The following is a 21,952-nucleotide window of genomic DNA, read 5'->3' as shown; positions in this document are numbered from 1 at the left end:
TCGCCCTCCGCCGGCTGCACACACCCTGCACAAGGTGGTTTACCGACGATCAGCCCGCGCACGATCAATCGAACGTATGCAAATCCAGGCTGCTGACCACCTGGGCCTGCACCAGTTCGCCGAACAATTCCAAGGTAGGCGAGGCAAAATACCCAGTCATCGCTTGTTGGTCCCGCCAACTGCCGCTGAGCAGCCACAGGTCGCCATCGGCCTGCGAACGCTGCACGGTGAAGCTCAAGCAGCCCGGTGCGCGCAGCGAAGGCTCGAGCAGATCACGCAGACGGGCGCCCAGCTCTGCCGAACGACCACTGCTTGCACGGATGAAAGCCAAATGGGTGACCGGTTGTCGTAGGGTCATTGCACGATCTCCTTGAAGCGGACAGACAAAAAAGCCAGGCTGCCAAGGTTAGGGCGTCGCACACGCGTCACGTTAGGCCATTACTGCACATCGATTGCCTGATCCTGCAGCGCGGCAGGATCAGGCAATCGATGTGCAGGTTTCGACTAGCGCCCGTCATTGCCCAAACCTATGCTGCGTCGGTCAGCAGAGGAAAGCCACCATGACCACCGCCACGTCCATCGACCCGACCTTGGAACTGCAACGTCAGGAACTGGCCGATCTGATCCGCCGCCACGCCGGCGACCCATATGGGCCGGCCTCGGCCATCGATGACCTGTACCTGGTCAGTTATCGGGAAAACATCCGCTCCGTGCCCACGTTGGCACAACCAGCGTTGTGCATTCTGGCGCAGGGCAGCAAGAGCCTGTTTCTGGGTGACGAGCAGTATGCCTACGACCCTCTGCATTACATGGTGGTGTCGGTGACCTTGCCGATCAGTGGCGTCAAGCTCGATGCGAGCCCGGAGAACCCTAGCCTGGGGTTGCGCCTTGACCTTGACCCGGCCGAGATCAGCCAGCTGATTGCCGAAAGCGGACCGATGCTGGTGCCCAACCTGCCTTCGGGCCGCGGCCTGTATGTGGAAAGGACCGATGCGCAGTTGCTCGATGCCTTGCTGCGGCTGGTCCGACTGCTGGACACACCGCGAGACATTGCCATGCTGGCCCCCTTGATCCGCCGCGAGATTCTCTACCGCCTGCTGCGAGGGCCACAGGGCTATCGGCTGTACGAGATTGCGCTGGCGAACAGCCAGACCCATCGGGTCTGCCAGGCGATCACCTGGCTCAACCAGAACTTCCAGTTGCCGCTGCGCATCGAGGATCTGGCCCGAGAGGTCAACCTCAGCACTTCGACCCTGCACCACCGGTTCAAGGCCGTGACCTCCATGAGCCCCTTGCAGTATCAGAAGCAACTGCGCCTGCAGGAGGCACGAAGGCTGATGCTCAACGATGGCCTGGAGGCGGCGGTGGCGGGGTACCGGGTGGGCTATGAAAGCCCATCCCAGTTCAGCCGGGAATACAGCCGCCTGTATGGCGCGCCACCGATCCGCGATGTGGCCCGGCTGCGTGCCAGTGCCGGTTGATTGCCGCTCCACAGGCGCCGTGGCTGTATAAAACTCAGCCGCGAACCGCCGACTGCCACTGGTTCTGATCCACCTGGATCAACGTCGGCCCCTGGCGCTCCACGGCATGCCCCAATGCCTCCTGCAGTTGGGCGACATCGGCCACATGCTCCGCCGCAGCGCCCAATGCCCGAGCCACACCCAGGAAATCCGGGGTGTGGATGTCCACGCCGACCGGTTCGATGGCACGGTTGACCATGTACTTCTTGATTTCCTCGTAGCCCTGATTGTTCCACAGCAGGACAATCAGCGGGACCTGGGCCTCCACCGCGCTGGCCAGTTCCGGCAAGGTGAACTGCAGCCCACCATCGCCGATCAGGCACACCGCCGGGGCGCGCTCAGCCACCGCTTCGGCGCTACCCAGCCATGCGCCCATGGCGGCCGGCAGGGCGTAACCGAGGGTGCCATAGCCGGTCGAGGCGTTGAACCAGCGACGTGGCTGGTCCATGTCCAGGGTCAGGTTGCCGGTGTACACCGGCTGGGTCGAATCCCCAACCAGAATGGCGTTGGGCAGCCGGTCCAGGATGCTACGCAGCAGCCGGGTCTGGCTCAAAGTCGGTTGGTCCCAGCCGGCCGACAGCGTTTGGCGCAGGCGCGCTACCCGCGCCACACCCCAGTCCTCGGCACGCGCCGGCTGCGGTTGTGCTTGCAAGGCGTTGAGCAGATCATGGGCCGCCAGCTCTGCATCGGCCACCAGCGCCAGCGCCGGCAGATAATTGCGCACGGTCTGGTCGGGGTCGATATCGATGCGCAGCAGGCAGCCAGGGATTTCGAAACCACCCTTGAACGTCACGTCGTAGTCGGTTTCGGCCAGCTCAGTACCAATGGCCAGCACCACGTCGGCCTCTGCCACCAGGGCGCGCGTCGCCACAAGCGACTGGGTCGAACCCATTTGCAGCGGATGGTCGGACGGCAACAGGCCCTTGGCATTGATGGTCAGCGCCACCGGAGCCTGCAGATGCTCGGCCAGACGCACCAGAACCGCACCCGCAGCCAAGGCGCCACCACCGGCCAGAATCAGCGGCCGGCGTGCATTGGCCAGGCGTTCGGCCATCGCCGCCACGGCTTGCGCAGCGGCGCCGGCCCGATGACTGCGTACCACGCGTGCGGGCAGCAAGTGATCGGCCGGCTCGACCAGAACGTCCAGGGGAATCTCGATATGCACGGGACGCGGACGCCCGCTGTCGAACACGGCAAACGCTCGGGCCAGCACGTGCGGCAGGTCATCGGCGCTCATCAGCGTGTGCGAGAAGGCCGCCACGCCCCCCACCAATGCTGCCTGGTTCGGCAACTCATGCAACTTGCCGCGCCCGCCGCCCAGTTGATCGCGCGATTGCACGCTGGAAATCACCAGCATCGGGATCGAGTCGGCATAGGCCTGGCCCATCGCGGTGGTGATGTTGGTCATGCCCGGGCCGGTGATGATGAAACACACCCCTGGCTTGCCGCGAGTACGGGCATAGCCATCAGCCATGAACCCAGCACCTTGCTCGTGCCGCGGGGTGACATGCCGGATGGTGGAGCCCGCCAAGCCCCGGTAAAGCTCCACGGTGTGGACGCCGGGTATGCCGAAGACATGGTCCACACCATAGCCTTCAAGGAGTTCGACCAGTACTTCGCCGCAGGTTGCCATGGAATTCACCTTGGATCTTGTTGGGTATCTGTGCCCATTGGACCCAAGCCATGGCTATCGCCACAAGGCAAAAAAACACATACTAGCCATGTCCTTTAATCATGGCTCGCCGCGATGAAACGCCTTCCGCCCCTGTCCGCCCTGCACACGTTCCTGGTGACAGCGCAGCACTGCAACTTCACCCGTGCGGCGCAACAGTTGCACATCACCCAAGGTGCCGTAAGCCGGCAGATTGCCGGGCTCGAGGAACATCTGGGCTATACCCTGTTCCAGCGCCAGGCCCGGGGGCTGAGCCTGACCCGTGAAGGCCAGGACTGGCTGCCACGGGTGCAGCAGGTATTCGCCCTGATCGAGCATGGCGTGCGCGAAGTGAGCGGGCGCAATGCCACGTTGCAGCTCAAGGCACCGACCTGCGTGATGCGCTGGCTACTGCCGCGCCTGATGGAATGGCAGGCCTTGCGCCCCGACATACCGGTGGAGTTGACCACGACCGTGCAACACGGGGTGGATTTCCGTCGCGAAGGCTTTGACGCCGCCGTGGTCTACGGCAGTCTGCCGAACCATGGGCTGCGGGTGCGCAAGCTGTTCGACGAGCAACTGACCCCGGTCTGCGCGCCATCGCTACTGGAAGGGCCCGTGCCGCTGCGCCAGATCGAAGACCTGGCGCGTCACATGCTGCTGCACCCTTCGCGCGACGAGCATGACTGGCGGCTATGGCTGCAGGCTGCCGGGGCAACCTTCGACCCACAAGGCCCGAAACAACATTTCGAGACGCTGGACATGGCGATGGCCATGGCCTCCCAGGGCACCGGCGTGGCCATTGGCGATTGGGCGCTGATTGGCGACGACCTGCGCAGCGGACGCCTGTGCATGCCATTCGGGGTCAAGGTCACGACCGGCAAAGGCTACTATCTGGTCAGCCAGGCCAAGAGCCTGCCAGCGGGCTTGATCGAATTGCTGGACTGGCTGGAGCAACGCGCCCATCAGTGAACCAGCCCCCCTGTAGAGGCCGGCTTGTCGGAACTCGAAGCCGACTCAATAGCCAACGGTGAACCGCTGCCGCGAATGCGCTGGTTTTTCCAATTCATCGATCAGGGCGATGGCGAAATCAGCGAAAGTGATCCAGCTCTTGCCGTCTTTGCCGATCAACAGATGATCCTTGCCAAGCGTGTAATGGCCCGTGCGCTCTCCTTCGACGAATTCCGCCGAAGGCGACAGGAAGGTCCAGTCCAGCGCTTGTTCCTGGCGCAAAGCATCCAGGAAACGAACCCCTGCACTGGCCTCGGCCTTGTACGCCTCGGGGAAGTCAGGACTGTCGATCACCCGCTGGCCGGACGGTAGCAGCAGACTGCCGGCGCCGCCTACCACCAGCAGTCGCTTTACCCCAGCGCGCTTGACCGGCTCGATAACCGCCTGCGGTTCGAGGGTCGAGAAGTGCGCTGCACTCAGCACTGCGTCCACGTCCGCAACGGCCGCCTGCAAGGCTGCGCTGTCCTTGGCATCCAACGCCTTGACCGTGACACCTGCACGCCCTTGCAAGCGCGAGGGGTCGCGGGCAATCGCGACGACGCTATGACCACGGCGCAGGGCTTCCTCCAGCAACTGGCCGCCAGCCCGGCCGGTGGCACCGATGATTGCGATCTTGCTCATGAACAACACTCCCTTCGTTAAGGTGTTTACCACTTCGATCGCCAAGGCAGCGGCGACAACATGCTCATCAGCTTAGTTGCCCGCTCCATTACGAAAAATGCGATGCTGGGACATAGTTTGTTTCTGAAATCGAGCAAATCATGGACCGTCTGAACGCCATGCGCGTCTTCGTCACCGTCGTCGACCTGGGAAGCCAATCGGCGGCGGCGGATCAGCTGCAATTATCGCGACCGGTGGTTTCGCGGTATCTGGCAGCGCTGGAGGACTGGGTCGGCGCGCGCCTCATGCAACGCACCACACGCAAGCTGAGCCTGACCGCCGCCGGCCAGCAAACCCTGCCCCGCTGTCGCCAATTGCTGGAGTTGGCCGGCGAGCTGGAAACAGCCGTGCGCCAGCCGGATGATGCACCGCGTGGTGAGCTGCGCGTCAGCGTCAGCACGTCGTTCGCACAGGCACAACTGGTGGCCGCGATCGCCGATTACGTGCAGCGCTACCCAGGGGTGAAGGTTGACCTGCAGGTACTGGACCGCACCGTGAATCTGGTCGATGAACGCATCGACCTGGCGATTCGTACCAGTAACGACCTTGACCCGAACCTGATCGCCCGACGCTTGACCGTGTGCCGTTCGGTGGTGTGCGCTTCACCAGCCTACTTGCGCCAGCACGGAACGCCACAGCGGGTCGAGGATTTGAGCCGGCACAACTGCCTGACCCACGCCTACTTCGGGCACGACCTGTGGCAATTCGATGTGCAGGGCCAACAGATCGCGGTCCCCGTCGCAGGCAATATCACCGCCAACGAGGCCATGACCCTGCAGACGGCGACGCTGGCCAACGCGGGTATCGCAATGTTGCCAAGCTACCTGGCTGCCGCGGCGCTGCGCAGTGGAGAGTTGGTTCGCGTGCTACCAGAGGCACAACCGCAAGCGCTGAGCCTGAACGCGGTGTACACCTCGCGCAAGCACATGCCAGCAACCTTGCGCAGCATGCTGGATTTTCTGTCTCAACGTTTTCAGGCGGAACCAGAATGGGACCAGGGCTGGCCCTGACAAGCCGTCCCGACTGACCTATGCTCAGGTGTATCACCTGTTGCCGGGACTGGAGGTGAGCATCATGGGCATCAAAACCAGAAGAATCGCCCTTGTGGTAATGCTGCTGGCCGTAGCGGGTGTTTACGGCTCGGCTTGCTGGCGGGTAGAGCTGCTTCGCAGCCAACCCCACTCAGCAGCCAGTTGCCAGCATGAGCACTGCGTGCCTCAGAGTGCAACCTTGAGCGCCGTGCGTTGACCTCGGCGCCACGCGCCGGTCACTCCTCGACGCTCATGTACTCCTTGGCCCAGCGGATGTAGTCCTCGGGCTGGGTGTAAGTGTGCGAGAGCTCGGTCGCACTGAGGTTCTCCGACTTGTTCTGTTGGCCCCGTTGCAGGCGCAAGCAGTCGTAGGTGGCCTTGATCGCGGCAAAGTAGGCGGCATGGCCATCGACCACCACACGCACGCCCAGGCGGGCCAGGCGCTCGTCGTCGCGCAGGTTCGGGTTGCCGTAGGTCACCAGCATCATCGGCACGTTCAGGTGCTCGCCAATCTGCTCGAGCTGCTCGAAGTCCTTCACGCCCACCATGCAAATGCCGTCGGCACCGGCCTTCTGGTAGCTCTGGGTGCGCACGATGATTTCTTCGGTGCTCAGCACCCCTGCGTTGGTACGGGCAATGATCGCCATCGACGAATCGACTCGGGCCTCAAGGGCCGCACGGATCTTGCCGACACCTTCCTCGACCGAGATCAGGTCGGTGGACTTGCGGCTGAACTGGGCCGGCAGCAAGGTGTCTTCGATGGTCAGGCCGGCGACACCGGCGCGCTCCAGTTCGATGACCGTACGCATGACATTGAGCGCGTTGCCGTAGCCATGGTCGGCATCGGCAAGCACCGGTAACTGGGCCACACGGCCAATACGGGTAGCTTGCTCGGCGAATTCGCTCAGGGTGATCAGGGCGAAGTCCGGGGCGGCCAGCACCTGGAGCGAGGCCACCGAGCCACCGAGAATGCCCACTTCGAAGCCCAGGTCAGCGGCAATGCGCGCCGACATCGGGTCGAACACGGACGCGGTGTGATAGCAGGAACCTGAAGCGAGCAGCTCGCGGAAGGCAATACGCAGATCTTTATGGGAAGCCTTGGGCATGATCACTCCGCAATAACGTGAAATTGAACGGTTGCTACCGACCCCTGAATCGGGTCTACCTGACCTGTTCCAACCGTCGCCATCTGGGCGGTCATGCTCGACATGCAGGCAGAGGAATAAAAGGTATGGGATACAGCGACGAGAAAATCCGGCATTTGCAGTTCGCACCAAGCTGGGGCAAGCCCCGGATTTCAGCCTCTGCGGCTCAGCCAAGATAGCACGCAGCCATGCAGCTCTGGATGAATGCGCCAATGCCGATCTTGCATAGGGGATGCAGATAGTACATAGGGAGCTACCTAACTCGGGTTACAATCCGGGAATTCGCACCCGCCCATCGCGGGCAACTCCGCTCTCACAGGAAACACGCCGCTTTCGCTGACGACGGCGCCCCTGTCACCGAGATAGAGCCACTGCCCAAAGCCAAGACAAGGTAAGCCCCGTGACCGCCGCCCTGCCCCCCGCCGTTTTGCGCAACGTACTCACCGCGTTGATGCTGGCCATCTTCCTCGGCGCCCTCGACCAGACCATCGTTGCCATCTCACTGCCTGCCATCTCGGCACAGTTCAACGACGTCGGCCTGTTGGCGTGGGTCATCTCCGGCTACATGGTGGCCATGACCGTGGCCGTACCGATCTACGGCAAGCTCGGCGACCTGTATGGGCGCCGCCGCATGATTCTGACCGGCATCGGCCTGTTCACCCTGGCCTCGGTCGCCTGTGCCCTGGCCCAGGACATGCAGCAACTGGTGCTCGCCCGGGTGCTGCAAGGGATCGGCGCCGGCGGCATGGTATCGGTGAGCCAGGCCATCATCGGCGACTTCGTGCCCCCTCGGGAGCGAGGTCGCTACCAGGGGTATTTCAGCAGCATGTACGCCCTGGCCAGCGTGGCCGGGCCCGTGGTCGGCGGCTGGCTCACCGAATACCTGTCCTGGCGCTGGGTGTTCTGGATCAACCTGCCGCTGGGCCTTTTCGCGCTATGGGCGATCCACCGCGCCCTGCGCGACATGCCGGTCAGGCGTCGCGAGGCGCGGGTCGATTATCTGGGCGCGGTGCTGTTGATTCTTGGCCTGGGCAGCCTGTTGCTGGGCATCACACTGGTCGGCCAGGGCGAGGGCTGGACAGCCGCTCCGGTACTGGCCCTTTTGGCCAGCGCCGCCCTCGGCTTGGCCCTGTTCGTGGCGCACGAGCGGCGCTGCCGCGAACCACTGCTGCCCATGGACCTGTTCGGTAATCGCGTCGCGGTGCTGTGTTGGTGCGTGATTTTCTTCGCCAGTTTCCAGTCGATCTCGCTGACCATGCTCATGCCGCTGCGTTTCCAGGGCATCACCGGTGCCGGCGCCGACAGCGCCGCACTGCACCTGTTGCCACTCGCCATGGGGCTGCCCGTGGGCGCCTTCACCGGCGGGCGCTTGACCAGCTTCACCGGCCGCTACAAACCACAGATCCTGGCCGGTGCGCTGCTGATGCCGGTAGCGATCTTCGCCATGGCCATCACTCCGCCACAATCCAGCCTGCTCAGTGGCCTCTTCATGCTGCTGACCGGGATCGCTTGCGGGTTGCAGTTCCCAACCTCGCTGGTGGGCACGCAGAGCGCGGTGAACATCAAGGATATCGGTGTAGCCACCAGCACCACCAACCTGTTCCGCTCGCTCGGCGGAGCCATGGGCGTGGCGTGCATGTCCAGCTTCCTGCTGGCCTTGCTGCACCAGGGCGGCTTCGAATTATTGGGCAACCCACTGCTGGGGAGCCTGCAGGCCGGGGAGGCAGACGCGCAGACCCAGGCGCGATTGCTTGAGACGTTCCGCCAGCTATTGATGGGAAGTGCGCTGGCCGCGGTGTTAGGGTTGCTGGCGGCGATTGCGTTGCCTGATCGGCAGTTGCGGGGACGGTAAGCCAGGCTCGCCCAGTTAATCCCCCCTTAATACATGGGGGAAACACTTCATCACAATCCTTAACAAAGTGTCATTTGCGCAGCGCCGGGCTCAAGCGCAGCATATCCAGCCCGGTGTCGACCCATTGTTCGGCATCGCGCAGCAGGTCGAAACTGTCCGGCAGCAAAAGCCAGCGCCCGATCAAGCCATCGACATAGGCGAACAGTGCGATGGCAGCGCGTTCTGCATCCAGTTCGGCAGGCAACTGGCCCCGGCGCACTGCATTGGCCAGTGCCAAGGTAATGCCCTCGTGGCAGTCCAGCACCGCGCCCTGGCGCTGCTGGCGAATTTCACACATGTCATCGGTGAACTCGCACTTGTGATGCAGGATTTCATTGATACGCCGGGTTCTGGCGTCGAGCACCAGCTGGTTGAACACTTGCAGCAGCAGCTTGCGCATGCAGCCGAGCGGGTCTACTTCGTCCTCGCTTTCACTGGCACGCGCCAAGTGGTCATGGGTTTCGTGCAGGCTGTCCAGCAGCGCCTGAACCAGCTCGGCCTTATTATTGAAATGCCAGTAGATCGCCCCCCGGGTTACGCCCGCCAGTTCAGCGATGTCGGCCAGGGTGGTTCGCGCAACTCCGCGCTTGTAGAAGGCCTTTTCCGCGGCTTCGATAATCTGGGCGCGGGTTTCCTGGGCTTCTTCTTTGGTTCGACGGACCATGGCAGTACAACCTCATTTGGGCCCGAACGCGTGTCGCGGACGGGGAAACCACCGGAGCTGCCTCTGCAGGGCACCTTCCGTACAGGCTAATCAAGGGCTGTGGCAGTAGCCGAGTACCACCCAGCGGTATTTACAAACAACCGTGAATGTAAGTATATTCGTTAGTAAGCTATTTATCCACCGGATAGATTTTTTTCTGACAAGACTCTTCCATTACTCTTGAGCGTCTCCCTGCTCTAGCGACCCGAGGATCCTCATGCAATTCAAGCCAGCCGTTACCGCTCTGGTTTCCGCCGTCGCCCTGGCAACCCTGCTCAGTGGCTGTAAGAAAGAAGAAGCAGCGCCCGCAGCGCAGGCTCCTCTGGTCGGCGTCGTAACCATCCAGCCACAAGCCTTCACCCTCACCTCGGAACTGCCGGGGCGTACCAGTGCCTATCGGGTCGCCGAAGTGCGTCCGCAGGTCAATGGCATCATTCTCAAACGCCTGTTCAAGGAAGGCAGCGACGTCAAGGAAGGCCAGCAGCTCTACCAGATCGACCCGGCCGTCTACGAAGCCAACCTGGCCAATGCCCAGGCCAACCTGCAGGCGACCCGCTCGCTGGCCGAGCGCTACAAGCAGCTGATCGACGAACAGGCTGTCTCCAAGCAGGAATACGACGATGCCAATGCCAAACGATTGCAGGCCGAGGCTTCCCTCAAGAGCGCCCAGATCGACCTGCGCTACACCAAGGTACTGGCGCCGATCAGCGGCCGTATCGGTCGCTCCTCGGTGACCGAAGGCGCCCTGGTGAGCAATGGCCAGAGCAATGCCATGGCGACGATCCAGCAACTCGACCCGATCTACGTCGATGTCACCCAGTCCACTGCCGAGCTGCTCAAGCTGCGCCGTGACCTGGAGAGCGGCCAGCTGCAGAAGGCCGGCAACAATGCCGCCAAGGTGCAACTGGTGCTGGAGGACGGCAGCCTGTTCAAGCAGGAAGGTCGCCTGGAGTTCTCCGAAGTCGCGGTCGACGAGACCACCGGTTCGGTCACCCTGCGCGCCATTTTCCCCAACCCTGAACACACCTTGCTGCCAGGCATGTTCGTACATGCCCGCTTGCAGGCCGGGGTCAACAGCAACGCCATCCTGGCCCCGCAGCAGGGTGTGACCCGCGACCTCAAGGGTGCGCCGACCGCACTGGTGGTCAATCAGGAAAACAAAGTCGAGCTGCGCCAGCTCAAGGCCAGCCGGACCCTGGGTAGCGACTGGCTGATCGAGGAAGGTTTGAACCCTGGCGACCGCCTGATCACCGAAGGGCTGCAGTATGTGCGTCCGGGTGTCGAGGTCAAGGTCAGCGAAGCCACCAACGTCAAGAAGCCGGCCGGCCAAGCCCAGGCCAGCACGGCCAAAGCAGACGCCAAAGCGGAGTAAACCATGTCGAAGTTCTTTATCGATCGCCCGATCTTCGCCTGGGTGATCGCCTTGGTGATCATGCTGGTCGGCGCCTTGTCGATCCTGAAGCTGCCGATCAACCAGTATCCCAGCATCGCGCCGCCGGCCATCGCCATCGCCGTGACCTACCCGGGCGCTTCGGCGCAGACCGTGCAGGACACCGTGGTGCAGGTCATCGAGCAGCAGCTCAACGGTATCGACAACCTGCGTTATGTGTCGTCGGAAAGTAACTCCGACGGCAGCATGACCATTACCGCTACCTTCGAGCAGGGCACCAACCCCGACACCGCGCAGGTCCAGGTACAGAACAAGCTGAACCTGGCCACCCCGCTGCTGCCGCAAGAAGTGCAGCAACAGGGCATCCGCGTTACCAAGGCAGTGAAAAACTTCCTGTTGGTGATCGGTCTGGTGTCCGAAGACGGCAGCATGACCAAGGACGACCTGGCCAACTACATCGTCTCCAACATGCAGGACCCGATCTCTCGGACTGCCGGTGTAGGTGACTTCCAGGTGTTCGGTGCCCAGTACGCCATGCGTATCTGGCTCGATCCGGCCAAGCTCAACAAGTTCCAGCTGACTCCGGTCGATGTGAAGACCGCCGTCAGCGCGCAGAACATCCAGGTATCCTCCGGCCAGCTCGGTGGCCTGCCTGCCCTGCCTGGCAACCAGCTCAACGCCACCATCATCGGCAAGACCCGCCTGCAGACCGCCGAACAGTTCGAGAAGATTCTGCTCAAGGTCAACAGCGACGGTTCCCAGGTCCGCCTGGGCGATGTGGCGACCGTTGGCCTCGGCGGCGAAAACTACGCCGTCAGCGCCCAGTTCAACGGCAAGCCGGCGTCGGGTCTGGCGGTCAAGCTGGCCACCGGCGCCAACGCCCTGGACACTGCCAAGGCCCTGCGCAAGACCATCAGCGACCTGGAGCCGTTCTTCCCGCCGGGCGTGAAGGCTGTGTTCCCGTATGACACCACCCCAGTGGTGACCGAGTCGATCAGCGGGGTTATCCATACCCTGATCGAAGCGGTGGTCCTGGTGTTCCTGGTGATGTACCTGTTCCTGCAGAACTTCCGCGCCACCGTCATCACCACCATGACCGTGCCGGTGGTGTTGCTGGGTACCTTCGGTATCCTGGCCGCCGCAGGCTTCAGCATCAACACCCTGACCATGTTCGCCATGGTACTGGCCATCGGCCTGTTGGTGGATGATGCCATCGTCGTAGTGGAAAACGTCGAGCGGGTAATGTCCGAGGAGGGCCTGCCGCCCAAGGAAGCGACCAAGCGTTCCATGCAACAGATCCAGGGTGCCCTGGTGGGTATCGCCCTGGTGCTGTCGGCTGTACTGCTACCGATGGCCTTCTTCGGCGGCTCCACCGGTGTGATCTACCGCCAGTTCTCCATCACCATCGTCTCGGCCATGGGCCTGTCGGTGCTGGTAGCCCTGATCTTCACCCCGGCCCTGTGCGCCACCATGCTCAAGCCGCTGAAGAAAGGCGAACACCATGTGGCCAAGCGCGGCTTCTTCGGCTGGTTCAACCGCAACTTCGACCGCAGCGTACAAGGCTACGAGCGCAGCGTCGGTGCCATCCTGCGCAACAAACTGCCGTTTTTGCTCGCCTACGCCCTGATCGTGGTCGGCATGATCTGGCTGTTCGCCCGCATTCCAACGGCATTCCTGCCTGAGGAAGACCAGGGTGTACTGTTCGCCCAGGTGCAGACGCCAGCAGGTTCCAGCGCCGAGCGCACCCAGGTTGTGATCGACCAGATGCGTGAATACCTGCTCAAGGACGAGTCCGAAACCGTTGCCTCGGTCTTTACCGTGAACGGCTTCAACTTCGCCGGTCGTGGCCAGAGTTCGGGCATGGCATTCATCATGCTCAAGCCGTGGGACGAGCGCTCGAAGGAGAACAGCGTGTTTGCCCTGGCACAACGCGCCCAGCAGCACTTCTTCAGCTTCCGCGATGCCATGGTGTTCGCCTTCGCACCGCCCGCGGTGCTCGAACTGGGTAACGCCACCGGCTTCGACGTGTTCCTGCAGGACCGCGCCGGCGTCGGCCATACCAAGCTGATGGAGGCGCGCAACCAGTTCCTGGCCAAGGCCGCGCAAAGCAAGATCCTCAGCGCGGTACGCCCGAACGGCCTGAACGACGAGCCGCAGTACCTGCTGACAGTCGATGACGAACGTGCCAGCGCGCTGGGCGTGACCATCGCCGACATCAACAGCACCCTGTCGATCGCCCTGGGTGCCAGCTACGTCAACGACTTCATCGACCGTGGCCGGGTCAAGAAGGTCTACATCCAGGGCGAGCCAAGCTCGCGGATGAGCCCGGAAGACCTGCAGAAGTGGTACGTGCGCAACGCTGCAGGCGAGATGGTGCCGTTCTCGTCCTTCGCCAAAGGCGAATGGAGCTACGGTTCGCCGAAGCTGTCGCGCTACAACGGCGTGGAAGCGGTCGAGATCCTCGGTGCCCCGGCGCCGGGCTACAGTACCGGTGAAGCCATGGCCGAGGTCGAGCGCATCGTTGGCGAACTGCCGTCCGGTATCGGTTACTCGTGGACCGGCATGTCCTACGAGGAAAAACTCTCCGGCTCGCAGATGCCAGCACTGTTCGCCCTCTCGGTTCTGTTCGTGTTCCTGTGCCTGGCAGCGCTGTACGAAAGCTGGTCGATCCCGATCGCCGTCGTGTTGGTCGTACCGCTGGGTATCATCGGTGCGCTGATCGCCACCAGTCTGCGCGGCTTGTCGAACGACGTGTACTTCCTCGTGGGCCTGTTGACCACCATCGGCCTGGCGGCGAAGAACGCGATCCTGATCGTCGAGTTCGCCAAGGAACTGCACGAGCAGGGCCGCAGCCTATACGATGCGGCGATCGAGGCGTGCCGTATGCGTCTGCGTCCGATCATCATGACCTCGCTGGCGTTCATCCTCGGCGTGGTACCGTTGACCATCGCCAGCGGCGCGGGCGCCGGCAGCCAGCACGCCATCGGCACGGGCGTGATCGGCGGCATGATCAGTGCGACCGTACTGGCCATCTTCTGGGTACCGCTATTCTTCGTCGCAGTGTCGTCGCTGTTCGGCAGCAAAGAACCGAAACAAGACGCCACCCCTGAAACTCCACGTTATGAGGCTGGGCAATGACCAAGTCTTTATTGACCCTGGCGGTAACCGCTTTCATTCTCGGCGGCTGCTCGCTGATCCCTGACTACCAGCCCCCGGAATCTCCGGTGGCAGCGCAGTGGCCGCAAGGCCCTGCGTACTCGCCTACCCAATCGGCCGAGGTAGCCGCCGCCGAGCAGGGCTGGCGCCAGTTCTTCCACGACCCGGCACTGCAGCGATTGATTCAGACCTCCCTGGAGAACAACCGCGACCTGCGCGTGGCGGCGCTGAACATCGACGCCTACCGCGCGCAATACCGCATCCAGCGGGCCGACCTGTTCCCAGCGGTTTCGGCCACTGGCAGCGGCAGCCGCCAGCGGGTGCCGGCGAACATGTCGACCACCGGTGAAGCCGGGATCAACAGCCAGTACTCGGCTACGCTGGGTGTCAGCGCCTACGAACTGGACCTGTTCGGTCGAGTGCGCAGCCTGACCGAGCAGGCCCTGGAAACCTACCTGTCCAGCGAGCAGGCACGTCGCTCCACGCAGATCGCCCTGGTGGCCAGCGTGGCCAATGCCTACTACACCTGGCAGGCCGACCAGGCGCTACTCAAGCTCACCGAAGAGACCCTCAAGACCTACGAGGAAAGCTACAACCTGACTCGCCGCAGCAACGAAGTCGGTGTGGCTTCCGCGCTCGATGTCAGCCAGGCACGCACCGCCGTGGAAGGCGCCCGGGTCAAGTACTCGCAGTACCAGCGCCTGGTCGCCCAGGACGTCAACAGCCTGGCGGTGCTGCTCGGCACCAGCATTCCGGCCGACCTGCCTAAGCCGCTGGAGCTCAATGCCGACCAGCTGGCCGAGGTACCGGCCGGCCTGCCATCGGACATCCTCCAGCGCCGTCCGGACATCCAGGAAGCCGAGCACCTGCTCAAGGCCGCCAACGCCAACATCGGCGCGGCTCGGGCCGCGTTCTTCCCGAGTATCAGCCTGACCGCCAACGCAGGCAGCCTAAGCCCGGACATGGGTCACCTGTTCTCGGGCGGCCAAGGCACCTGGCTGTTCCAGCCGCAGATCAACCTGCCGATCTTCAACGCCGGCAGCCTGAAGGCCAGCCTGGACTACTCCAAGATCCAGAAGGACATCAACGTCGCCAAGTACGAAAAGACCATCCAGACCGCCTTCCAGGAAGTCTCCGATGGCCTGGCGGCGCGCAAGACCTTCGAAGAGCAGTTGCAGGCACAGCGTGACCTGGTGCAGGCGAACCAGGATTACTACCGCCTGGCCGAGCGTCGCTACCGTATCGGTATCGACAGCAACCTGACCTTCCTCGATGCCCAGCGCAACCTGTTCAGCGCCCAGCAAGCCCTGATCAGCGACCGCCTCTCGCAGCTGACCAGCGAGGTCAACCTGTACAAGGCTCTGGGTGGGGGCTGGTACGAGCAGACCGGACAAGCCAACCAGCAAGCTTCGGTGGAAACACCGAAAAGCTGAGTCGACAGCTAAAACATCAAGCCCACCTTCGCGGTGGGCTTTTTGTTGCGACCTGGCCGTATCGACCCCATCGACTGCGGACAATTAACCAGCTGGAACATTCCGTTCGATTATCGCCCGCTTCCGTTTGCGACCAATTGCCCCACCCTCCCCCGATTCAGCACCATCTGCCCCGAAACGCTGCACACGTTCATCAGAAAAAAGACCCGCCCCTGCACACGTGTCCCTGCAGCGCGCCGGTTCGCCCCATAAAAACAAGAGATTGACAACAGATGAGCACTTCGTACCCCGCACGCCAGCTGCTGCCCGGCCTGTTGGCCATGTCCTGCGCCTTCCCTGTTCTGGCCGCCGAAGGCGGTTTCGTGGAGGATGCCAAGGCCACACTTAACCTGCGTAACTTCTACATCAATCGCAATTTCGTCGACTCGGCCCACCCACAAGCGAAGGCCGAAGAGTGGACGCAAAGCTTCATCCTCGACGCCCGTTCCGGTTTCACCCAGGGCACCGTAGGCTTTGGCGTCGATGTATTAGGCCTGTACTCGGTCAAGCTCGATGGCGGCAAAGGCACCACCAACACCCACCTGCTCCCGGTTCATGACGATGGTCGCCCTGCCGATGATTTCGGCCGTCTGGGCGTGGCGCTCAAAGCCAAGCTTTCGCAAACCGAACTGAAGGTCGGCGAGTGGATGCCGGTGCTGCCGATCCTGCGTTCGGACGATGGCCGTTCGCTGCCGCAAACCTTCCGCGGCGGCCAGATCACCTCCAAGGAAATCGACGGCCTGACCCTGTATGCCGGCCAGTTCCGTGGCAACAGCCCACGCAACGACGCCAGCATGGAAGACATGTCGCTCAACGGCCGCGCCGCCTTCACCTCGGATCGCTTCAATTTCGGCGGGGGTGAGTACACCTTCAACGACAAGCGCACGATGATTGGCTTGTGGGATGCCCAGCTCAAGGACATCTACCGCCAGCAATACATCAACCTGGTGCACAGCCAGCCACTGGGTGACTGGACCCTGGGCGCCAACCTCGGCTACTTCATCGGCAAGGAAGACGGCGCCGAGCGCGCAGGCGAACTCGACAACCGCACCGCGTCGGCCATGCTCTCGGCCCGCTATAAGGGGCATACCTTCTACGTCGGCTTGCAGAAGGTCAGCGGTGACGACGCCTGGATGCGGGTCAACGGCACCAGTGGCGGCACCCTGGCCAACGACAGCTACAACTCCAGCTTCGACAATGCCAAGGAACGCTCGTGGCAGGTACGTCATGATTTCAGCTTCGCCACTGTCGGCGTGCCGGGTCTCACCTTGATGAACCGCTACATCAAGGGCGACAACGTTCACACCAGCAGCGTCGACGATGGCAAGGAATGGGCACGGGAGACCGAGCTGGCTTATGTGGTGCAGTCCGGCACCTTCAAGGACTTGTCGGTCAAATGGCGCAACTCCACCATGCGCCGCGATTTCAGCACCAACGCCTTCGATGAGAATCGGTTGATCGTCAGCTATCCGCTGAACCTGTTGTAAGCTGGCCTGGCCTCATCGCCCGGCGATGAGGCCACTACAGCACCCTTCCTCACTTGCGCTTCTACGGCCCCCGCCACCTCCCCTGCGCTGCCCTGCGCACCGCGATCGACCTGAATACGCCGGCGTACGCTACCGCCATTCGCTGAACTGATGATGCTATCGGTTGCGGGCTATCCTCAGTTATATCGGGAGCAGAACAGGCCCCCCAGGGAGGAACAACAATGAAAAACCTCGTCGACCACCTGAGCCAATACGCCAGCTACCACCGCGACCCACGCAACATCGCCACTCATTTCATCGGAATCCCGATGATCGTCGTGGCCGTGACCATCCTGCTGTCACGCCCCGGCTGGGACATTGCAGGCGCATGGCTGTCCCCGGCCATGCTGGCGGCGGCGGCATCGGCATGGTTCTACCTGCGCCTTGACCTGCGCCTGGGCCTGGTGATGGGGCTGTTGCTGGGGCTGTGCCTGTGGGTAGGCCAGGTGCTGGCGATGCAAAGCACCGCGCTGTGGCTCACAGCAGGAATCGGTGCCTTCGTGGTGGGCTGGATCATTCAGTTCGTCGGTCATTACTACGAAGGCCGCAAGCCAGCATTCGTCGACGACATCAGCGGGCTGATCATCGGGCCCTTGTTCGTGGTGGCAGAAGCTGCATTCATGCTGGGACTGTGTCCGACGCTGAAGCAGGCGGTGGAGGCCAAGGCCGGCCCGGTGGCTATCCGGCAGAAGAAAGCGACCGTTTGATGGGACATTGCCGGTAACGCCAGCCCCCAACCTGCGGGGGCTGACGTGCCGGTGCCAGAGGCGGCAGCGACTGCACACTCAAGCCTGGCGCGACTCGACCCCCAGCTCATCCCACACCGACTCCGCCAGGTGGAAGGTGGCGTTGGCCGCCGGAATACCGCAGTAGATCGCACTCTGCATCAGTACTTCCTTGATCTCGTCGCGGGTCACACCATTGTTGGCCGCGGCGCGCAGGTGCAATTTCAGCTCATCGTTGCGGTTCATGCCGATCAGCATGGCGATGGTGATCAGGCTGCGGGTATGGCGCGGCAGGCCGGGGCGAGTCCAGATATCACCCCAGGCATGCCGGGTGATCATGTTCTGGAACTCGCTGTTGAAGTCATTGAGCTTTTCCAGGCTGCGGTCGACATGGGCGTCGCCAAGCACCGCCCGGCGCACTTGCATGCCGGCCTCGTAACGTTGTTTCTCATCCATTGCGCTACCCTCAGCGAGCCAGCAGGAAGTCGAGCACGCGGCGGCTGAACGCTTCGCCGATTTCGACGTTGGACAGGTGTGCCGCAGGGAACTCGGCGTAGGTGGCACCAATGATTCCAGCCTGCATGAAATGGCCATGCTCCGGGGTGGTCACCACATCTTCGGTACCCGCCACGATCAGCGTCGGCACCTGGATACGACCCAGTTGCTCACGGAAATCGGCATCGCGGACCGCGGCGCAGTTGGCTGCGTAACCTTGCGCGGAAGTCGTTGCGAGCATCTGGCAGATACGCTGGGCCTGCTCCGGCTGCGACTGGGCGAAGCCTGGGGTGAACCAGCGGGCGATGGAGGCGTCACGCAGGTCAGCCATGGCCTGCTGGCCACCTTTGAGCACGGTGTCGATGCGGGTGTTCCACACCTCGTCATTGGCGATCTTGGCGGCGGTATTGCACAGCGTCAGGCTGTGCAGGCGTGCACCGGCATTGATACCCAGCCACTGGCCGATCAGGCCGCCCATCGACAGGCCCACGAAATGCGCGTGCTCGATATCCAGACCATCGAGCAGCGCCAGCACGTCACGCCCCAGCTGTTCGATGCTGTAAGGGCCTTCGGTAACCAGCGACCCGCCATGGCCACGGGTGTCGTAGCGCAGCACCCGGAAGTGCTCGCTCCACAGCGGAATCTGGCTGTCCCACATGCCCAGGTCGGTGCCGAGCGAGTTGGACAGCACCAGCACCGGTGCGTCTTGCGGGCCGTCGAGTTGGTAGTTCAATACGCCATCGGCCAGTTGCAATTGCGCCACAGCGGTCTCCTTCAGGCAGTGAAACGTTGATGTTCGGCCACGGCACGCGCCACCCAGACGCGGGCTTGGCCAAGGTAATGGGCAGGATCGAGCAGGCGGTCCAGCTCTTCGGCGGACAGCTCGGCGCTGACCTGCGGCTCGTCACCGAGCACGGCGCGCAGGTGGCGCTGCTCGGCCACGGCACGCTGGCAGCATTGCTCCAGCAGGTGGTGGGCATGGTCACGGCCCAGGCGTTGGGCAAGCACGATACTCACGGCTTCGGCCAGCACCAGGCCTTGGGTCAGGTCGAGGTTGCGGCGCATGCGTTCACCATCGACTTCCATCCCCTCGGCAATCACCTGGGCCTGGCGCAGCGCGCCAGAGACCAGGCAGCAGATGTCTGGCAGGGTCTCCCATTCGGCATGCCACAGGCCAAGGCTGCGCTCGTGCTCTTGAGGCATGGCCGCGAACATGGTCGCCAGCAGGCCCGGCACACGAGTGGCAGCACCGATCAGTACCGCCGCGCCCACCGGATTACGCTTGTGCGGCATGGTCGAAGAGCCGCCCTTGCCCGGCGCGGAAGGCTCGAACACTTCCCCCGCCTCGGTCTGCATCAACAGGCTGATATCCCGCCCGAACTTGCCCAGGCTGCCAGCGATGAGGCCCAGCACCGAGGCGAATTCCACCAGGCGATCACGCTGGGTGTGCCAGGGTTGCTCAGGCAAGGTCAACTTGAGTTGTTCAGCCAGGGCCTCTGCGACCGGCATCGCTTTATTGCCCAAGGCCGCGAGGCTGCCGGACGCGCCACCGAACTGCAGCACCAGCAGACGCGGACGCAGCTCCTTGAGGCGCTGGCGGTGACGGGTCAGAGCACCGAGTACGCCGGCCAGCTTCATGCCCAGGGTCACCGGCGTGGCGTGCTGCAGCCAGGTGCGGCCCACCAGCGGGGTGTCGGCGTGCTGCAAAGCCTGGTGCGCGAGGGTCTCGGCAAGCTTGCCGAGGTCCGCTTCGATCATGTCGAGCGCATCGCGAAGTTGCAGGACCAAACCGGTGTCCATGGCATCCTGGCTGGTGGCGCCCAGGTGCACATAGCGCTCGGCTTCAGGCACACCACTGGCGATGACCTTGCCCAACGCCTTCACCAAGGGGATAGCCGAGTTGCCGGCAGTGGCGATGGCATCGGCCAAGGCGCGGGCATCGTAGCGCTCGGCGTGGCAGGCCGCCTCGATGGCGGCCACCGCACTGTGCGGTACCAGCCCGGCGCTGGCTTCGGCACGGGCCAAGGCGGCTTCGAAATCGAGCATGCCCTGCAGCCGGCCACGGTCGGAGAAAATCTCACGCATGGCCGGTGCGGTGAAATAAGCGTCGAACAGCAGATTGCTCATGCAACGTCCTTAATGATCGTGATGCAGGTACGCTGCCTGCTTCGGCAGTCGTAGGCTGAACAGGAAGGCAACTGCCATCATGGCCGTCACGTACCAGTAGAAGGTGTTCTCCATGCCCATGGTTTTCAAGCCCAGGGCAACGTATTCGGCGGAACCGCCGAACATGGCGTTGGCCACCGCATAGGCCAGGCCCACACCCAGCGCACGCACCTGCGGCGGGAACATTTCGGCCTTCACCAGGCCGCTGATCGAGGTGTAGAAACTGACGATGCACAGGGCCAGCGTCACCAGCACGAAGGCCACGAACGGGCTGGTCACGGTCTTGAGCGCCATCAGCAGCGGGACGGTGAACAGGGTGCCCAAAGCGCCGAACAGCAGCATCGAGTTACGTCGACCGATTCGGTCGGAGAGCATGCCGAAGAACGGCTGTAGGATCATGAACAGGAACAACGCGCCGGTCATCACGAAGCTTGCGCTCTTGGCGTTCATCCCCGCCGTGTTGACCAGGTATTTCTGCATGTACGTGGTGAAGGTATAGAAGATCAGCGAACCACCGGCGGTGTAGCCCAGCACGGTGATGAACGCTGCGGTGTGGTTGCGGAACAACCCAGCGATGGTACCGGCGTCTTTGTCCTTGCGGGTTTCGGCGCTGCTGGTTTCCTCCAGCGAACGGCGCAACATCAGCGAGACCAGGGCGGCAATGGCACCGACCACGAACGGAATGCGCCAGCCCCACGCACGCAGTTCATCCTCGCTCAGCAGTTGCTGCAGGATGACCACTACCAGCACCGCCAGCAGTTGGCCACCAATCAGCGTTACGTATTGGAACGAGGCGAAGAAACCACGCTGGCCTCGTAGCGCCACTTCACTCATGTAGGTGGCAGTGGTGCCGTATTCGCCACCCACCGACAGGCCCTGGATCAGGCGCGCGAGCAACAGCAGCGCCGGCGCCCAGGTGCCGATGCTGGCGTATGTGGGCAGGCAGGCGATCATCAACGAACCGGCGCACATCATCAGCACCGAAATCATCAGGGAGTTCTTGCGGCCATGACGATCGGCCAGGCGGCCAAAGATCCAGCCACCGATGGGCCGCATCAAAAAGCCGGCAGCGAACACGCCAGCGGTGTTCAGCAGCTGCACGGTGGGGTCATCGGAGGGAAAGAAAGCCGGCGCGAAGTAGATCGCGCAGAAGGCGTAGACGTAAAAGTCGAACCACTCCACCAGGTTGCCCGAAGAGGCACCGACAATGGCAAAGATGCGTTTACTGCGCTCTTCGCCGGTGTAATAGGCTGAGGTCATGGTGTGTTTACTCCTGGAGGGTCATAGGTATTCTAGACATACCTAGTAACACACTCGTTCCGCACGGAGGCTGGCAATTGGCCTTGTGTCGTAGCTACCGGCCCTATTGCCGGCAGGCCGGCACCCACAAGGATTGCGTGGTTCCCTGCA

The 21,952-nt window shown here is 62.8% G+C and carries 18 protein-coding genes; 9 read left to right on the top strand and 9 right to left on the bottom strand.

Features of this window, described 5'->3' with window-relative positions; translation table 11 throughout:
* Nucleotides 1-64: 64 nt before the first annotated feature.
* Nucleotides 65-358, bottom strand: coding sequence for an antibiotic biosynthesis monooxygenase family protein (locus IF103_RS04985; protein WP_023378930.1), 294 nt, complete (start codon nucleotides 356-358; stop codon nucleotides 65-67).
* Nucleotides 359-560: 202 nt separating this feature from the next.
* On the opposite strand from IF103_RS04985, the gene IF103_RS04980 reads away from it, so the two are divergent.
* Nucleotides 561-1,481 carry an AraC family transcriptional regulator gene (locus IF103_RS04980; protein WP_023378929.1) on the top strand — a complete coding sequence of 307 codons (921 nt, stop codon included), beginning with the start codon at nucleotides 561-563 and terminating at the stop codon, nucleotides 1,479-1,481.
* A gap of 34 nt (nucleotides 1,482-1,515) precedes the next feature.
* Here IF103_RS04980 and IF103_RS04975 read toward each other — a convergent pair whose 3' ends face one another.
* Nucleotides 1,516-3,153: a 5-guanidino-2-oxopentanoate decarboxylase gene (locus IF103_RS04975; RefSeq protein WP_202675909.1), complete on the bottom strand. Its 1,638-nt coding sequence runs from the start codon at nucleotides 3,151-3,153 to the stop codon at nucleotides 1,516-1,518.
* Between the two features lie 114 nt (nucleotides 3,154-3,267).
* Between IF103_RS04975 and IF103_RS04970 the strand changes: the two genes are divergently transcribed.
* Nucleotides 3,268-4,143 (top strand): LysR substrate-binding domain-containing protein, encoded by an 876-nt coding sequence (locus IF103_RS04970; protein ID WP_202675908.1) that lies wholly within the window; start codon nucleotides 3,268-3,270, stop codon nucleotides 4,141-4,143.
* Nucleotides 4,144-4,188: 45 nt separating this feature from the next.
* Here the strand turns inward: IF103_RS04970 and IF103_RS04965 are convergent, their stop codons facing one another.
* Complete coding sequence (locus IF103_RS04965) at nucleotides 4,189-4,803, bottom strand: NAD(P)-dependent oxidoreductase (RefSeq protein ID WP_023378926.1); 615 nt, start codon at nucleotides 4,801-4,803, stop codon at nucleotides 4,189-4,191.
* A 140-nt stretch (nucleotides 4,804-4,943) separates the two neighbouring features.
* On the opposite strand from IF103_RS04965, the gene IF103_RS04960 reads away from it, so the two are divergent.
* Nucleotides 4,944-5,852 carry a LysR family transcriptional regulator gene (locus IF103_RS04960; protein WP_023378925.1) on the top strand — a complete coding sequence of 303 codons (909 nt, stop codon included), beginning with the start codon at nucleotides 4,944-4,946 and terminating at the stop codon, nucleotides 5,850-5,852.
* 257 nt (nucleotides 5,853-6,109) lie between these two features.
* On the opposite strand, the gene IF103_RS04955 is transcribed toward IF103_RS04960, so the two are convergent.
* Nucleotides 6,110-6,979 carry an oxaloacetate decarboxylase gene (locus tag IF103_RS04955; RefSeq protein WP_023378924.1) on the bottom strand — a complete coding sequence of 290 codons (870 nt, stop codon included), beginning with the start codon at nucleotides 6,977-6,979 and terminating at the stop codon, nucleotides 6,110-6,112.
* Nucleotides 6,980-7,418: 439 nt separating this feature from the next.
* Here IF103_RS04955 and IF103_RS04950 point away from each other — a divergent pair, with 439 nt between their 5' ends.
* Nucleotides 7,419-8,870, top strand: coding sequence for an MDR family MFS transporter (locus IF103_RS04950; RefSeq protein WP_023378923.1), 1,452 nt, complete (start codon nucleotides 7,419-7,421; stop codon nucleotides 8,868-8,870).
* 70 nt (nucleotides 8,871-8,940) lie between these two features.
* Here IF103_RS04950 and ttgR read toward each other — a convergent pair whose 3' ends face one another.
* Complete coding sequence (gene ttgR / locus IF103_RS04945; protein ID WP_023378922.1) at nucleotides 8,941-9,573, bottom strand: efflux transport transcriptional regulator TtgR; 633 nt, start codon at nucleotides 9,571-9,573, stop codon at nucleotides 8,941-8,943.
* A gap of 256 nt (nucleotides 9,574-9,829) precedes the next feature.
* Between ttgR and ttgA the strand changes: the two genes are divergently transcribed.
* From ttgA to IF103_RS04920, 5 genes are all read left to right on the top strand, one after another.
* Nucleotides 9,830-10,984, top strand: a complete 1,155-nt coding sequence (gene ttgA, locus IF103_RS04940; protein ID WP_023378921.1) for a toluene efflux RND transporter periplasmic adaptor subunit TtgA — start codon at nucleotides 9,830-9,832, stop codon at nucleotides 10,982-10,984.
* 3 nt (nucleotides 10,985-10,987) lie between these two features.
* Complete coding sequence (ttgB, locus tag IF103_RS04935) at nucleotides 10,988-14,140, top strand: multidrug efflux RND transporter permease subunit TtgB (RefSeq protein WP_023378920.1); 3,153 nt, start codon at nucleotides 10,988-10,990, stop codon at nucleotides 14,138-14,140.
* Nucleotides 14,137-15,591 carry an AdeC/AdeK/OprM family multidrug efflux complex outer membrane factor gene (locus tag IF103_RS04930; RefSeq protein WP_027908105.1) on the top strand — a complete coding sequence of 485 codons (1,455 nt, stop codon included), beginning with the start codon at nucleotides 14,137-14,139 and terminating at the stop codon, nucleotides 15,589-15,591. The genes ttgB and IF103_RS04930 overlap by 4 nt, the downstream gene beginning before the upstream one ends.
* A gap of 272 nt (nucleotides 15,592-15,863) precedes the next feature.
* Nucleotides 15,864-17,117, top strand: coding sequence for an OprD family porin (locus IF103_RS04925; protein ID WP_023378917.1), 1,254 nt, complete (start codon nucleotides 15,864-15,866; stop codon nucleotides 17,115-17,117).
* Nucleotides 17,118-17,338: 221 nt separating this feature from the next.
* Nucleotides 17,339-17,863 carry an Mpo1 family 2-hydroxy fatty acid dioxygenase gene (locus IF103_RS04920; protein WP_027908104.1) on the top strand — a complete coding sequence of 175 codons (525 nt, stop codon included), beginning with the start codon at nucleotides 17,339-17,341 and terminating at the stop codon, nucleotides 17,861-17,863.
* A 78-nt stretch (nucleotides 17,864-17,941) separates the two neighbouring features.
* Here IF103_RS04920 and pcaC read toward each other — a convergent pair whose 3' ends face one another.
* Genes pcaC through IF103_RS04900 form a run of 4 tightly spaced genes read right to left on the bottom strand, consistent with a single transcriptional unit; the run spans nucleotide 17,942 to nucleotide 21,802 of the window.
* Nucleotides 17,942-18,337: a 4-carboxymuconolactone decarboxylase gene (pcaC, locus tag IF103_RS04915; RefSeq protein WP_027908103.1), complete on the bottom strand. Its 396-nt coding sequence runs from the start codon at nucleotides 18,335-18,337 to the stop codon at nucleotides 17,942-17,944.
* A 10-nt stretch (nucleotides 18,338-18,347) separates the two neighbouring features.
* Nucleotides 18,348-19,139, bottom strand: a complete 792-nt coding sequence (pcaD, locus tag IF103_RS04910; protein WP_023378914.1) for a 3-oxoadipate enol-lactonase — start codon at nucleotides 19,137-19,139, stop codon at nucleotides 18,348-18,350.
* Nucleotides 19,140-19,150: 11 nt separating this feature from the next.
* The gene (locus tag IF103_RS04905) at nucleotides 19,151-20,503 is read right to left on the bottom strand and encodes a 3-carboxy-cis,cis-muconate cycloisomerase (protein ID WP_023378913.1); all 1,353 of its coding nucleotides are present in this window, start codon (nucleotides 20,501-20,503) and stop codon (nucleotides 19,151-19,153) included.
* A gap of 9 nt (nucleotides 20,504-20,512) precedes the next feature.
* Nucleotides 20,513-21,802, bottom strand: coding sequence for an MFS family transporter (locus IF103_RS04900; protein ID WP_023378912.1), 1,290 nt, complete (start codon nucleotides 21,800-21,802; stop codon nucleotides 20,513-20,515).
* Nucleotides 21,803-21,952: the final 150 nt, after the last annotated feature.

Origin of the sequence: Pseudomonas sp. SK2 (genome assembly GCF_016772395.1) — a bacterium.
Lineage (GTDB): Bacteria > Pseudomonadota > Gammaproteobacteria > Pseudomonadales > Pseudomonadaceae > Aquipseudomonas > Aquipseudomonas taiwanensis.
Note: the sequence above shows the minus strand (reverse complement) of the source record. Positions and strands in the feature narration are given on the sequence as shown.